At 46.6% G+C, this 16,607-nt stretch carries 5 protein-coding genes; 2 read left to right on the forward strand and 3 right to left on the reverse strand.

Features of this window, described 5'->3' with window-relative positions:
• The 3 genes from MSG93_RS18100 to MSG93_RS18110 all read right to left on the reverse strand — a co-directional run.
• Window positions 1-3,130: ESPR-type extended signal peptide-containing protein (locus tag MSG93_RS18100; protein ID WP_324622846.1), on the reverse strand; the 3,130-nt coding region annotated here is incomplete at its 3' end.
• A gap of 504 nt (window positions 3,131-3,634) precedes the next feature.
• Complete coding sequence (gene tpgA / locus MSG93_RS18105; RefSeq protein WP_324622847.1) at window positions 3,635-4,432, reverse strand: trimeric autotransporter adhesin/peptidogylcan-associated protein TpgA; 798 nt, start codon at window positions 4,430-4,432, stop codon at window positions 3,635-3,637.
• A 65-nt stretch (window positions 4,433-4,497) separates the two neighbouring features.
• Window positions 4,498-13,452 carry an ESPR-type extended signal peptide-containing protein gene (locus tag MSG93_RS18110; RefSeq protein ID WP_324622848.1) on the reverse strand — a complete coding sequence of 2,985 codons (8,955 nt, stop codon included), beginning with the start codon at window positions 13,450-13,452 and terminating at the stop codon, window positions 4,498-4,500.
• A gap of 263 nt (window positions 13,453-13,715) precedes the next feature.
• Between MSG93_RS18110 and MSG93_RS18115 the strand changes: the two genes are divergently transcribed.
• Together MSG93_RS18115 and MSG93_RS18120 are read left to right on the forward strand one after the other, a co-directional pair.
• On the forward strand, window positions 13,716-14,807 hold the full coding sequence (locus MSG93_RS18115) for a helix-turn-helix domain-containing protein (RefSeq protein ID WP_324622849.1): 1,092 nt from the start codon (window positions 13,716-13,718) through the stop codon (window positions 14,805-14,807).
• A 644-nt stretch (window positions 14,808-15,451) separates the two neighbouring features.
• The gene (locus tag MSG93_RS18120) at window positions 15,452-16,594 is read left to right on the forward strand and encodes an alpha/beta fold hydrolase (RefSeq protein ID WP_324622850.1); all 1,143 of its coding nucleotides are present in this window, start codon (window positions 15,452-15,454) and stop codon (window positions 16,592-16,594) included.
• The last annotated feature ends 13 nt before the right edge of the window (window positions 16,595-16,607 follow it).

The following is a 16,607-nucleotide window of genomic DNA, read 5'->3' on the forward strand; positions in this document are numbered from 1 at the left end:
TGTTAATGACCGTATCGCCTGCAGTCACGCTGTCCACTTTCAGATCACGGTTCAGGCTGTACTTGATGTCATTGCCCTCTTTCGTCACCTGTAAGTTTTCTTCGCCATCTGCGGTACCGATATCAACCACATCACCAGCTTTCACAGCGCCATCATTGGCACCATTGCTTTGCAAGGTCCAGCCTTTGTCCAGCTCTGCCAAAGCATCGCCAACGTTGTTGGTATCTGTGCCATTGATGTTATAGCTTGGATTTGAAACAGTACCTGTATCTGGATCATAAGTTGAACCACCACCCAAGCCACTGGCTGTAGTTTCACCCTGTTCATCCACAATATCTTTTACTACTTTTAACTGGCGTACATTTACAGCATCGGTATCTTCTGAACCATCAGAAAGGTGCTGGATACGACGTTCATTGCCAGCCGTACCCACTGAAACAACCGAAGTTGGCGCTGCTGTTCCTGTTAAGAAACCTTCACCTGTTGCAGTTGAGGTTTGGCTACCTGCACCCAATGCCACATCATCAGCATTGGTCGCCACAGCATTGGAACCGAGCGCAACGCCTCGCTCTGCCTGAGCAGTGGCCGTATCACCCAAGGCAATAGAACCTGCTTCTGCTGCTGTCGAGGTGTTTCCTAGAGCCACTGAACCTTGACCAATCGCCTTGTTCTCATTACCAATTGCGACAGCACCATTGGCAGCCGTATCGCCTGCTTCATCCCCTGCTGCAGTATTGTTTCGACCTGTGGCAACCGCACCATTACCATTGGCAACGTTCGGGTCACCAATCGCAACTGCACCATCACCTGTAGCTTTCTGGTCACGTCCAATCGCAACTGCGCCACCCGCGGTTGATGCAGAATTTGCAGTAGTTGTGCCAGATCCCATCGCGACGTTCTGACCTATCGCGCCTGTGGTCACGCCATTACCCATCGCGATATTATTGCTGCCTCCACTTGCAGTGGCTGCATTACGCCCCATGGCAATATCGTTAGCACCTCGTGCCTGCGCCCCATCACCTTGCGCAATCGAGGATTCGCCCTCTGCGGTAGCACTACGACCACTTGCTAAAGAGGCTTCACCCGAAGCTTCTGCATCATAGCCTACAGCCGTGGATTCCCGACCACTTGCTCGCGTCAAGGTCCCAAGCGCGGTTGCTCTTTCAGCAGAAGCATTTGCCAATGTCCCATAAGCACTTGAGGCTGCACCTGTGGCTTTGGCAAAATTACCACTGGCAATCGACTCAACCCCAGAAGCCTCGGTACCATTACCGAAAGCACTGGAAAAATCACCACTGGCTTTGGATGAATCACCCACTGCCAGGCTACTCTGTCCTGTTGCTTCGGCATAACTCCCTATCGCAGCCGCATAATCATTGGTGGCTTTGGCATTATTACCAAAAGCCAAGGCATCTTCACCTTGCGCACGGGACTGATGACCCAAAGCCGTGGCTGAATACACGACGCCATCACGTACACCCCCTTCGGCATATGCTTCCTGACCCAAGGCTACATCACCACTTTCTACAGCTTGTGCACGCTCCCCTAAGGCTGTTGATTTGTCACCAGAAGCAACTGCTTGCCGGCCGACCGCAACGGATTCATTGCCTGTGCCTTTTGCACCTGTACCAATCGCGACCGAATCCGTACCATCGGCATTGGCTGCTGTGGTTGGATCATAATTTGCACCGCCGGTTCCACTCCCTATCGCGATCCCACGTTGTCCCTTGGTGGTTGCCGAGTTACCCAAGGCAATACCACCGGCTGCACCTTGTTCAACTGTTGCGACATTACCTTGGGCAATCGAGAAATCTGCATCAGCATTTGAGCCACGGCCCATCACAATAGCGGTATTACCACGTGCCCGGTTATTGATCCCGATGGCAATATTCGAGTTGCCCTCTATCAGCTCATTACCGACCCCAAGTGCCGTGTTATAGCCTTGTCCAGCGGTACGGTTCCCTTGTCCAATCGCTACATTATGAAAGTTGCCTCCATCGATCACATTGGCATTCCCTATCGCGGTTCCGCCCCCTGCATTTGAAACTACATTTTGCTGGCCAATGGCTGTGCCTCGACTGGTCGGTACGGTACCCCCTGTTGGGTAAGGATTGGCTGCATCCCCCCCACGACGGTTGCCTAATTGTTGTCCGAGATTGGTATTGGTTCCCGTCACACTGCTGCCCGCACCCATCGCAATCGACTCTTTTGTACTTGTCTGCGCTTTCCGGCCAATTGCAATAGAATCTTCAGCATCGGCATGGGCTCCGCCTTCCAACTCATTGCCTGCACCAATGGCCACCGCATTTTTTGCTCGAGATACCGAGTTCAGGCCCATTGCAACAGCCCCATCAGCCTCAGCAAGAGCTACCGTACCAAAGGCGGTCGAACCACGCCCCGTAGATACGCTCCCCATCCCGAAAGCGGTCGAAGCATCGCCTCTGGCATTTGAAGCAATCCCCACAGCAGTAGACAGGTCACCTGAAGCATCGGCCATTGCACCTATTGCAACCGAACCATGTCCTGCTTGTGTTGGAATATAAATTCCTGCCTGTGCGGTATAGCCTGTAATTTCATTATATTTTCGCGCTACAGTCGCATTATTGGCCAGTCGGTCGACATCATCACCGCCTATCGCAATCGAGGAGTCACCACGGGCAACCACATCTGCACCTAAGGCAACCGCCTGATCACCACTAGCTCTTGCATTGGCACCAATAGCGATACTCTGATTATTAACTTGGCCATTGCTTGGACGTGTAGAAGCCCCTTGGCCGATTGCAATAGCTCTTGCATTCGGCGCACAGGCATTTGGTCCAACAGCTACGCTATTCGGTGATTTAGCCCCACTCCCGACATTGGTTTCAGTACAGTTATTGTTGGTACTGCCGCCACCCGCCTCATAGCCGGCGAAGGCAGAACTGCTCCAAAACGTGGCACTGATCACAGCTGCCAATAGGGTTGGGGTAAAATTAAATTTTGTATAAGCAGAATTTGAAGAGGGAGGTTTTAGGGCTGAAACGGTATAGACCGTTACATTACGTTTTTTGGTTGTACCTCGGGCAATCTCCGAGACAACAGTCCATAAACCTAAACATTTATTCCAAACCAAACGATATATTTTATTCATGAGCTGTGCCTTTTTTATTAGTTAAGCACAGTCTAATTTAGATAAAAAAATAGGCAGTTATTTAACACTTAATACAACTTTTTAACAGTTGCTTTAGTTTTTTATAAATACAAATCCCTTTTTTGTTACAGGGCAAAAAATAAACCATTATAGGAATATTTTAAATACATAATGGGACGAGCACCCATCAACAAAAACACTGATTTTAAAGACCTGATTCACATAAAATGCACTGATATTTTAGCCAAAGGACGGATATTATTTTTTAAACAGACCCTTCTATCCTGATTATTAACAGTCCCTTAAATCTTGAATGATTAGCGTTTTTTCATACTCTTTTTTTAAATGAATCTTCAAATAACTTATTAAAATTACAATCTTAAATAGAATGGATTATTTCATTGCTGTAGAAAATATGCTTTCCTGAGACTTTCAATAAAACTGCTATATTTCTGCAAAAAAAAGAGCACGTACTCAGACGTGCCCTTTGATATTTAAGCTAGCTTACCATCGAATATTAACTCGACGATTTGGCGCCAGACATTCTACCAGTTCGGTATTACGTGCTTGACCGGTACATTGCTGATAAGTACTGGTTTCACCACTCACTTCAACCTGTATACGTGCAGGATCAATCCCTTGCTGAGTCAAAAGCTGGGCAACCGTATTGGCCCGACGTGCAGAGAGCTGTTGATTATAGCCAAACTGACCTAAACGGTCGGCATAGCCTGAAACCACCACTGGATTTTGTGATTGTTGGATCGCACCGATAACGCCCGCAAGATCAGATGAAGCCGGTTCTATCGACCCGGCATCAGAACGGTCAAAGGCAAAGAAAATCGTCGCGCTTTGTGGCGCAGTCTGGACTGGAGCAGGTAAAACTGCTGGAACAACATTATTTACCCCCCACGTCATTAAGCCCTGACATTCTTCACCTTTCCAAGATAATCGCTCGGCGATATAATTCTTGTCATAATCAATACGTAACTGACAGCGCTTATAATCCTGTGTATTCGGTACACGAATATCCAGCACATAGTTCCAGGTTCTTACCGCAAATACACCTTCACTAAAATGCGGGTTACCTAGAATATGACGGAATTGATCTTTATTCATACCGATATCTAAACGGGCAACATCGTTATATTCATAACGTTTCACCAGCTTGAGATAACTCTTATTAATCTCCGGAAAAGTAATTTCTTGAGCTTGGGTTAACTCGACTTCACCCTGAGTTTCTGCCTGACTGGTGAAAGCAATACCCGCAAGTGCCATAATCATGAAAGCTTGAATCTTATTCATAAGTACCTCTCTTAATTATTGTAGAAAAAGGAAGAGCCTAGGCCCTTCCCTTTATTAATGAATGATTAGTCAAATGAACCGCTTACGCCAACACGGAAGCTTGGATCACCCTGTGATGCTGCCGCAACACCGCCTGTCAATGACCAGCGGCCATTGTCTGCAGTCTTACGTAGCGTTACACCCACAGCATTTTCACCGCCATGGTAGGCTGCACCGACTGCATAGGTATATTTACCCGCAAGATATGGTGCAGTTTCGAGTGCCATTGCTGCTGCAACACCCGCATTCGCACGTTTTTTGACATCATCAATACGTTGATTGGTGTCATAGAACGCTTGTTGCATCTGATCGCCTAGATTGGTAACACGATCATCAATTGCACCTAAGGCATCGCCAACATTGTTATGGGTACCGCCCGCAACATTGTAGGTCGGTCCTGTCCAGCCTTTCTCTGGGTCATAACCTGCACCACCGCCTAAGGCTGCGCCAACATCTTGATAAGACTGGTGTAACTGGCTACCATTGATTGCGTCTTTTGAAGCACTATGAATTGCTCCATCTGCCACGCCAGTCACTTTCTTACCACCTGCATTAATGCCACCCGTAGTCATGCTTGGTCCTGCTTCGCCGTTTGGTCCAGCAATGCTGATGCCGCCACCCGTGATGGTTGTGCTACCTTGGTCACCTGCAACATTGACCTGGTTTGCATTTACATCTTTTGCAGTAACGCTATCTACAGTGATGTCTTTTGCCAGACCAACTTCATAGTCAGTACTGCCATCCGCTTTCTTGCTTTCTTTTACAGTGATGTTTTTGTCTTCATTGCTTACCGATGACTTCGCTGCCTTGGCTGCCTCGCCAGCTGCCTTAGCTGCATCACCGACCGCACCAATCGCATCATTGATATTGTTATGACCTGTGCCACCAATGTTGCTGGTGTTAATGGTGCCGTCTGGATTAACCGTAGTATTGCCACCGATTGCGCCTGCAACACTGTCAGAAACGTCTTTTAGCTGTCCGCCATTGATCGCATCTTTCGAGCCGTCTGCTATTGTTCCATCCGCTACACCGGTAACTTTCTTGTCACCTGCATCGATACCGTCTTTGGTCACGCTTGGACCACCATCGATATGTAAGCCTTCTCCATCCAGTTTGGTGCCTCCAGCAGTCACGCTGTCAACCTCAAGATCTGGTGTAGTCGATACTTCGTAGTCCGTGCTGCCATCCACATTCTTGCTTTCTTTCACAACAATGTTTTTGCCTTCTGTCACCGTAGACTTCGCTGCTTTCGCTGCATCGCCTACTGCACCAATCGCATCATGGATGTTGTCTTTTCCTGTTCCACCAATGTTGCTGGTGTTGAGCGTGCCGTCCGGATTCACCGTGGTGTTGCCACCAATGGCTCCTGCAACACTATCCGACACACTTTTTAATTGGCTACCGTTGATTGCATCTTGCGAATCAGCTGCAACTCGACCTGGTGCCACACCTGTAATCACGGTGTTGCCTGCATCAATGCCTTTGGCAGTAATGCTTGGTCCAATGTTGTTGCCCATTGGGTCAACAAAGCCCAGACCTGTTGAGTTCACAACAGTCCCATTACCATCAGCATCTTTCAGGCTAATGCCTTTGGCACCATATTCGGCCTCATTGCCTTCGCCGTCTTTGACCTGGGTACCTGTGGCCGTCAGTACGGTTTCGTTGCCTTCGTCATCGGTTGCGGTCACGCTATCGAACTTGACGTCTTTGGCTGTGGCAACTTCATAGTTGGTACTGCCATCGGCATTCTTGGTCTCCGTTACCACCATGTTGTCGCCTTCGGTGACTGTGGTTTTCGCAGCTTTGGCAGCAGCGCCTACTGCACCAATGGCATCATTGATGTTGTCTTCACCTGTGCCGCCAATATCCGGGTTGGTGTAACGACCTGTGTTTGGATCATATTGGGTATTACCGCCAATAATATTCTTGACACCTTCGCCTTGCGCATGGAGCTGGCTACCATTGATGGCATCGGTTGAGTCTGCACTGACTGTACCAGGGGCAACATTGGTCAGCTTTTTACCGCCTGCATCAATGCCGGACTTGGTCACACTTGGGCCATCAGTAATGGTCATGCCGTCATTGTTAATGACCGTATCGCCTGCGGTCACACTGTCCACTTTCAGATCACGGTTCAGGCTGTACTTGATGTCATTGCCTTCTTTCGTTACCTGTAAGTTTTCTTCGCCATCTGCGGTACCGATATCAACCGTATCACCCGCTTTCACTGCACCTGCATTGGCACCATTACTTTGCAAGGTCCAGCCTTTGTCCAGTTCAGTGATCGCATCACCAACATTGCTCAGGTCTGTACCATTCACAGTGTAGTTTGGTGCAGTCACAGTTCCGTCCGGATTCACGGTTGAACCACCGCCCAAGGCGTCCGCAACGCTTTGTGCATTGTTGGCCAACTGACTACCGTTTATCGCATCGGTTGAGTCTGGATTGACATCACCTGCTGCAACACCACTGATTTTTCCTGTTGCACCATCAATATTCACGTCACCGACTTTGACTGTATCGAAATCGACATCACGAGCTGTAGCAACTTCATAGTTGGTACTGCCGTCTGCATTCTTCGATTCTGTTACAACGATATTGTCGCCTTCTGTCACGGTGGTTTTCGCCGCTACTGCTGCACCACGGACTGAATTAATCGCATCATGGATGTTGTTCTCACCCGTGTTACCCACATTGCTGGTACTTATTGATCCATCCGGATTCAATACTGTTTCTCCACCAATCGAGTTTTTCACGCTGTCCGCAACGCCGTGTAATTGTCCACCGTTGACAGCTTCTGTAGAGCCTGCTGCAACCGTACCATCACTGACACCACTAATCTTGCCGGTTGCACCATCAATATTGACGTCACCAACTTTGACTGTGTTGAACTCAACATCATCAGCAGTTGCAACGGTATAGATAGTTTGACCATCATCACCTGTTTTACTGTCAACCGTCATGTTCTTGCCAGCTTCTACCTCAGTTTTTGAAGCAGCAGTTTCAGCTTTGATTGCATCAGCAACCGTGTCATAGCCTTTGTCATTCACTGTGAATGGACCATTCAGCTTGCCACCTTCATTGGTAACACCTCCACCAAGGATATCGCCAACAGAATCGGCTGTATCATTCAACTGACCACCGTTGACTGCATCTTTCGAACCTGCGGCAACTTCACCTTCTGCGACATTGGTTACTTTGAGACCACCCGCATCAACACCTGTACGGCTGACACTCGGTCCTACTCGATTACCCTCAGCATCAGTAAAGGCCATGCCTGTGGTATTAATCAGTGTAGTATCACCTTGGGCATTCTTGATGGTTGTTCCTGCAGCAGTATTCGCATTCGTGTTACCTTGCGCATCTTTGACAATGGTGCCACCAGCAACGATTGACGTGCTATTACCTACAGGATCCTTGACTTCAACACCGGTATTATCCAGACGCGTGTTGCCTGCGGTGACGCTGTCCACGTTCAGGTCACGGTTCAGGCTGTACTTGATGTCATTGCCTTCTTTACTCACCTGTAAGTTTTCTTCGCCATCTGCAGTACCGATATCAACCGTATCACCCGCTTTCACAGCACCTGCATTGGCGCCGTTGCTTTGCAAGGTCCAGCCTTTATCCAGTTCAGTGATCGCATCACCAACATTGGTCAGGTCTGTACCATTCACAGTGTAGTTTGGCGCAGTCACAGTTCCGTCCGGATTCACGGTTGAACCACCGCCCAAGGCATCCGCAACACTTTGTGCATTGTTGGCCAACTGGCTACCGTTGATCGCATCGGTTGAGTCTGGATTGACATCACCTGCTGCAACGCCACTGATCTTGCCAGTTGCACCATCAATATTCACGTCACCGACTTTGACTGTATCGAAATCAACATCACGAGCTGTAGCAACTTCATAGTTGGTACTGCCATCTGCATTCTTCGATTCGGTTACAACGATATTGTCACCTTCTGTCACTGTGGTTTTCGCTGCAACTGCTGCCCCTCGGACTGAATCAATTGCATCGTGGATGTTGTTCTCACCTGTGTTACCCACATTGCTGGTGGTTATTGATCCATCTGGATTCAATACCGTTTCCCCACCAATCGAGTTTTTCACGCTGTCCGCAACGCCGTGTAATTGTCCACCGTTGACAGCTTCTGTAGAACCTGCTGCAACCGTACCATCACTGACACCACTGATCTTGCCAGTTGTGCCATCAATATTGACGTCACCAACTTTGACTGTGTTGAATTCAACATCATCCGCAGTTGCAACGGTATAGATGGTTTGACCATCATCACCTGTTGCACTTTCAACCGTCATGTTCTTGCCAGCTTCTACTTCAGTTTTCGATGCTGCCGCAGCTGTGTCTAACTGGTCTTTGTTGACGGCATCAGTTCCTGCAACACCTGGACCAACATTACTGATGGTATTGCCTGCCGCATCAATGCCTGACTTGGTTACACTTGGGCCACCTGTGATGGTCATACCATCATTGTTTATGACCGTATCGCCTGCAGTCACGCTGTCCACTTTCAGATCACGATTCAGGCTGTACTTGATGTCATTGCCTTCTTTCGTTACCTGTAAGTTTTCTTCACCGTCTGCGGTACCGATATCAACCACATCGCCTGCTCGAACTGCACCATCATTGGCACCATTGCTTTGCAAGGTCCAGCCTTTGTCTAACTCTGCCAAGGCATCGCCAACGTTGTTGGTATCTGTGCCATTAATGTTATAGCTTGGGTTGGTTACCGTGCCATCCGGATTCACGGTTGAACCACCACCTAAAGCATCCGCAACGCTTTGTGCATTGTTGGCTAACTGGCTACCGTTGATCGCATCGGTTGAGTCTGGATTGACATCACCTGCTGCAACACCACTGATCTTGCCGGTTGTACCATCAATATTGACGTCACCGACTTTGACTGTATCGAAATCAACATCACGAGCTGTAGCAACTTCATAGTTGGTACTGCCATCTGCATTCTTCGATTCGGTTACAACGATATTGTCGCCTTCTGTCACGGTGGTTTTCGCCGCTACTGCTGCACCACGGACTGAATTAATCGCATCATGGATGTTGTTCTCACCCGTGTTACCCACATTGCTGGTGCTGATTGATCCATCCGGATTCAATACTGTTTCTCCACCAATCGAGTTTTTCACACTGTCCGCAACGCCGTGTAATTGTCCACCGTTGACAGCTTCTGTAGAACCTGCTGCAACCGTACCATCACTGACACCACTAATCTTGCCGGTTGCACCATCAATATTCACGTCACCAACTTTGACTGTGTTGAACTCAACATCATCAGCGGTTGCAACGGTATAGATAGTTTGACCATCATCACCTGTTGCACTTTCAACCGTCATGTTCTTGCCAGCTTCTACTTCAGTTTTCGATGCCGCCGCAGCTGTGTCTAACTGGTCTTTGTTGACGGCATCAGTTCCTGCAACACCTGGTCCAACATTACTGATGGTATTGCCTGCAGCATCAATGCCTGACTTGGTTACACTTGGGCCACCCGTGATGGTCATGCCGTCATTGTTAATGACCGTATCGCCTGCAGTCACGCTGTCCACTTTCAGATCACGATTCAGGCTGTACTTGATGTCATTGCCTTCTTTCGTTACCTGTAAGTTTTCTTCGCCATCTGCGGTACCGATATCAACCACATCGCCTGCTCGAACTGCGCCATCATTGGCGCCATTGCTTTGCAAGGTCCAGCCTTTGTCCAGTTCTGCCAAGGCATCGCCAACGTTGTTGGTATCTGTGCCATTAATGTTATAGCTTGGGTTGGTTACGGTGCCATCCGGATTCACGGTTGAGCCACCACCTAAAGCATCCGCAACGCTTTGTGCATTGTTGGCTAACTGGCTACCGTTGATCGCATCGGTTGAGTCTGGATTGACATCACCTGCTGCAACACCACTGATCTTGCCAGTTGCACCATCAATATTGACGTCACCAACTTTGACTGTGTTGAATTCAACATCATCCGCAGTTGCAACGTTGTAGATGTCTTGTCCGTCATCGCCTGTGGTTTTGGTCACGCTAATGTTTTTGCCTTGTGTGACCTCAGTTTTCGATGCCGCCGCAGCTGTGTCTAACTGGTCTTTGTTGACGGCATCAGTTCCTGCAACACCTGGTCCAACATTACTGATGGTATTGCCTGCAGCATCAATGCCTGACTTGGTTACACTTGGGCCACCCGTGATGGTCATGCCGTCATTGTTAATGACCGTATCGCCTGCAGTCACGCTGTCCACTTTCAGATCACGATTCAGGCTGTACTTGATGTCATTACCTTCTTTAGTTACCTGTAAGTTTTCTTCGCCATCTGCAGTACCGATATCAACTACATCGCCGGCTTTCACAGCGCCATCATTGGCACCATTGCTTTGCAAGGTCCAGCCTTTGTCTAACTCTGCCAAGGCATCGCCAACGTTGTTGGTATCTGTGCCATTAATGTTATAGCTTGGGTTGGTTACGGTGCCATCCGGATTCACGGTTGAACCACCACCTAAAGCATCCGCAACGCTTTGTGCATTGTTGGCTAACTGGCTACCGTTGATCGCATCGGTTGAGTCTGGATTGACATCACCTGCTGCAACACCACTGATCTTGCCGGTTGCACCATCAATATTGACGTCACCAACTTTGACTGTGTTGAATTCAACATCATCCGCAGTTGCAACGTTGTAGATGTCTTGTCCGTCATCGCCTGTGGTTTTGGTCACGCTAATGTTTTTGCCTTGTGTGACCTCAGTTTTCGATGCCGCCGCAGCTGTGTCTAACTGATCTTTGTTGACGGCATCAGTTCCTGCAACACCTGGTCCAACATTACTGATGGTATTGCCTGCCGCATCAATGCCTGACTTGGTTACACTTGGGCCGCCGCTGATGGTCATACCATCATTGTTAATGACCGTATCGCCTGCGGTGACGCTGTCCACTTTCAGATCACGGTTCAGGCTGTACTTGATGTCATTGCCTTCTTTCGTCACCTGTAAGTTTTCTTCGCCATCTGCAGTACCGATATCAACCACATCGCCTGCTCGAACTGCGCCATCATTGGCGCCATTGCTTTGCAAGGTCCAGCCTTTGTCCAGCTCAGTAATTGCAGCGCCGACATTATTCACCTCGGTCCCATTCACATTATAAGTTGGATTAGAAACAGTGCCTGTGTCCGGATCATAGGTTGAACCACCACCTAAGCCACTGGCTGTGGTTTCACCCTGTTCATCCACAATATCTTTTACAGCTTTTAACTGGCGTACATTCACAGCATCGGTATCTTCTGAACCATCAGAAAGATGCTGGATACGACGTTCATTGCCAGCTGTACCCACTGAAACGACCGAAGTTGGCGCTGCTGTTCCTGTTAAGAAACCTTCACCTGTTGCAGTTGAGGTTTGACTACCTGCACCCAATGCCACATCATCAGCATTGGTCGCCACAGCATTGGAACCGAGTGCAACACCGCGCGCTGCCTGAGCATTGGCAGAGTCACCCAAGGCAATAGAACCTGCCTCTGCTGCTGTCGAAGTATTCCCTAGAGCCACAGCGCCTTGACCAATCGCCTTGTTTTCATTACCGATTGCGACAGCACCGTTTGCTGCGGTATTTCCAGCCTCATCGCCTGCTGCGGTGTTGTTTCGACCGAGTGTAACTGCACCATCACCATTGGAAACGTTCGGATCACCAATCGCCACTGCACCATCGCCTGAGGCTCTTTGACCACGACCAATAGAAACCGCACCACCATTGGCTGTTCTTGAGTTGGCGGTAGTACCATCTGAACCCATGGCAACGTTCTGACCAGTCGCGCCTGTGGTCACGCCATTACCCATCGCGATATTATTGCTGCTACCACTTGCAGTGGCTGCGTTACGGCCAATGGCAATATCATTATCACCTTGTGCCTGTGACTGATCCCCCATGGCAACAGAGGAAACGCCATTAGCATTGGCCTGATTGCCATAAGCTGATGAATTATTTCCTGTTGCTCTGGCCTGACGACCGACTGCCGTAGTCTGGTTACCAGTACCTTTTGCGCCTGTACCAATTGCGACCGAATCCGTACCATCTGCATTTGGTGCAGTTGCAGCATCATATTGTTGACTGCCCGTACTACTACCAATCGCAATACCACGCTGTCCTCGAGTCGTCGCCGAAAGGCCTAATGCAATACCACCTGTGGCCCCTTGAGCAACTGTCGCGGTATTACCTTGAGCAATCGAGAAGTTTGCATCAGCCCAACTGCCACGGCCAATGGCAATTGAAGTATCACCTCTTGTACGGTTATTTACCCCAATCGCAACGTTACCAACGGCTGCACTATCCGAGATATCATTACCGATCCCCAAAGCCGTGTTATAACCTGTACCACCTGTACGGTTACCTTGGCCAACCGCTACATTATGGAACATACCATTGGCATCAGAAACATTGGCATTACCAACTACGGTAGCACCACCACCGCCTGTAACCCGGTTACTTTTACCAACAGCGGTAGAAGCCCCGGTCACGCCTGTCGCGCCTGTTGGGTAATTATTGGAGCCTGTACCTCGGCGGTTATTTAATGTTTGTGACCAAGTGGTATCCGTCCCGCTAATGGTAGTACCACACCCGATCGCAACCCCGCCCGCACCGCTGACACTGGCCTGCCCAACACCATTGCCGCATTGTGCAGCAGTTGGCGACATTGCCATACTGGTGTCATTGTTCGAAGTCCCGCCGCCTGTATTGGCTGCTGCAAACGCGCCGCCGCTAAAGAAGATTGAACTCAGGGTAAGTGCAAGAATAGTTGGTAGAGGTTGATAATTCTGATATTTTTGATAATTATTAGTAGAGTTTGTTGTGGTTGTAACTGCGGTATTTGTCGTTACATTGCGTTTTTTGGTTACGCCCCGCGCATTTTCTGAAACAACAGTCCATAAATTCAGACTTTTGTTCCAGACCAAGCGATAGATCTTATTCATTGCTATATGCCTAATAAAGAGAATTCAAGCACATAAAATTTAAATAAATTCGACCCAAACACGTTTAACAATCAGTGATTTTTTTTAACAATTAATACTTTTTTTTATAATTCCCCGCTTAATATTCCCAAAACGAATATTATCAAACATATATTTCACCAATAGTTAACATAATGGGACTTTATTTTGTAAAAATATAAAAACTACAAAAAATATAATAATCTGATGCATAAGTATACTTAGGTTAATATTTTATTTTTGCTATGAAAAAACAGTTACTTAATATTCATAATGATTATTTAAAAATCCTTATTGACACCGCTTCCAAATTTGGCGTTCCTAAAGGCGAAATCATCAGATATTGTCAAATCCCTTTATCAATGCTCACCGAGACCAATCAAAATGACCGTATGAGCTTTACCCAATGGAGCGAAATTGTTATTCGTCTTATAGAGCTTTTACCGGAAAAGGGTCTCGGCTATCAATTTGGTTTTAACTGCAAACTGACCTCACATGGGGCATTAGGCTTTGCCTTACTCACAAACAACACCATTGGAAAAGTCTTAATAGACTTGCAAAAATATTATAATATGCGCATACACAAAATGGACCTCTCCATTTTAAACAAAAATGATAAAATCATTATGCGTTTAACCCCTATTTACCATCTTCCAAGCCATCTTAATGAAAGTAAAAAGAATATTATTAATAAATTTTTTATTGAAAGTGCTCTAATTGACATTGTTACCAATTTACAGCTGATTACCAATTACAACTTATCGGGTTTAAATGTCGATGTCACTTGGGATCAAGATGATTATCACCAGTTCTACGAAAAGCGTCTTCCGCTCATCCATTTCAACAAAGAATACAATCAAATAAGTTTTGATATCAAATGCTTAGATCTACCCCTAACCTTTAGCTCACCGAGTGCCTATCTAATTGCCATGGAACTCGTTAATAAGGAATATCTTTTCTATCAAGATCAGGATAACAAGATTATTTTAAAAGTTAACCAGCATCTTAAATTTATACCCGGTATCGGCTTCCCAAGCTTAACGGATGTTGCCACAAAACTAAAAGTTTCAGAAAGAACCCTAAAGCGGGAACTATCTAATGCAAATACAACCTTTTCATCTTTATTACAATTCAAAAAATTTGAACTGGCTAAAAAACTAATTAATTCAAACCGAAATATTCAGGAAATATCTGATTTACTGGGGTATAGCCATATTAGTGCTTTTTCAAGAGCATTTATTGGCTGGACAGGTAAAAAACCAAGCGAGTATATTCGTGAACAAAGAATTTCGTTTAAAGATTATTACCTGAAAAAGTCTGACAGCATTACTCACTAATCTAGGAAATATTCAATTAAAATTCTGATCACCTTACTTAGTTAACTTATATTTTGGTAGAAGCTCAAAGAAAAAATATAAAAACCTGCAGCTACCATATTAGCTTCACCTATATTCACCAGGATTCTATTAGATCTCTTTGAAATAAAAACCATTACAATACCTTATTTAAACCATTTGATAAAAAATAAACGTTAAACCCAACAACCAGAAAATACCAACGATTGCCTATAAAATTTAAGACTTCTCACAATACATCTTAATTTAATAATATACTTGCCTTTTATATAGTTATAAAAACACTTCAATCTAACCATTCCCTTCTAATACAGTTTATAGCAAATACTCAGCTCTAATATCATTATTAATATTTAACAAAGTACTTAAAGCAACCAGCTCTTTGAATGAACACTAGATTGGCAATAGGAAGTATAAATTCTACCAACACGGATTTATTTATAGCCCAAGCGATGATCGTATATTTCCTATTTAGTCGAAGTACTTTACCGCTTACGCTCATATTTTTTATAGAAAATTGATCATTTCGGTAGATAAGTTAAGCAAATGAGTCACTGAGCTATTCACGTTTTTCTTCTAATATGCCGCTACCCAATAGTGCAACACCTTAATGTTTTAGGTTCACAATGACTCAATTGCCAAAAGCGAAACGACCTCTTATCACGACTCAAGCGGTGCAACGAATTTTGAATAGCCGCAGGCGTCAGCAAGCCCAGCATATCTTGGCGAATGCTGTAGATCGTGTCTTCCGTGGCCAACAGTTGGCCCTGTCAGGCAAGACTCCTTTTGAGATCGTCTATCAGCGTGAAATTATCAGCCTACGTCACTACAGCACTGACCGTAGCGTCATAAAACACCGGATTCCTTTAGTCATTGTGCCGCCGCTTGCAGCCAATATGCTGATTTATGATTTATTCCCAACTCGTAGTCTGGTCCGTTATTTTCTGGCGCAGGGCTTTGACGTTTATCTGATTGACTGGGGTACGCCTAGCTTGCGACAGGCCCGCTATAATCTTGGTACCTATGTCAAAACCTTTATGCCCGACTTTATTGAAAAGATTCGCCAGCACAGTGGTCAGCAGCAGCTTTCCCTGTATGGCTGGAGTTTAGGTGGTGCACTTTCCCTGTGTTATACCTCGCTGTTTAAGGATAAAAATATTCAGAATATGGTGATTCTGGCTTCGCCGATTAACACCCATAAATCAGGCTATATGGGCAAGTTTTATCAGAAGCTGACTGCACCGGCACAATGGATCCGCAGCAACACCAAATTCCGGATTTATCAAGTGCCAAGCCGGGTTTTCCATATCCACGGCTGGCAAAATACGCTGGGATTTAAACTCACCGATCCGATTGGTAACTTTAAGAATTACTGGGAACTGGTTAAAAACCTGAATGACCGCCAGTTTGTGATCAATCACGCAACTTCAAGTTCTTTTGTAGACAATATGCTGGCCTATCCGGGCGGCGTCATGCGCGATATCATTTTACGTTTCTGGATTGATAATGAACTTTCCACAGGAACCGTGAAATTCGGGGAACAAACGGCGAATCTAAAAGAGATTGATTGTTCTGTGCTGGCGGTGGGCGGCAGTACCGATATCATTGTCACTGCCGAGGCAGTGCGCCCATTGATGGATTTGATTAGCAGTACCGATAAACAGTTTGAAATTGTTCCTGGTGGGCATATGGGACTGGTTTCAGGCAATCAGGCACCGCATTCCGTCTGGCCAGTGGTGACCCAATGGTTAGCGCAACGTTCGGATTAAAAAAAATTCTGCA

Source organism: Acinetobacter sp. IK40 (assembly GCF_035615075.1).
Taxonomy (GTDB): Bacteria; Pseudomonadota; Gammaproteobacteria; order Pseudomonadales; family Moraxellaceae; genus Acinetobacter; species Acinetobacter courvalinii.

Coding starts and splice junctions, on each gene's coding strand:
- MSG93_RS18110 (WP_324622848.1), bottom strand. CDS start 13,452: ATGAATAAGATCTATCGCTTGGTCTGGAACAAAAGTCTGAATTTATGG.
- tpgA (WP_324622847.1), bottom strand. CDS start 4,432: ATGAATAAGATTCAAGCTTTCATGATTATGGCACTTGCGGGTATTGCT.
- MSG93_RS18120 (WP_324622850.1), top strand. CDS start 15,452: ATGACTCAATTGCCAAAAGCGAAACGACCTCTTATCACGACTCAAGCG.
- MSG93_RS18115 (WP_324622849.1), top strand. CDS start 13,716: ATGAAAAAACAGTTACTTAATATTCATAATGATTATTTAAAAATCCTT.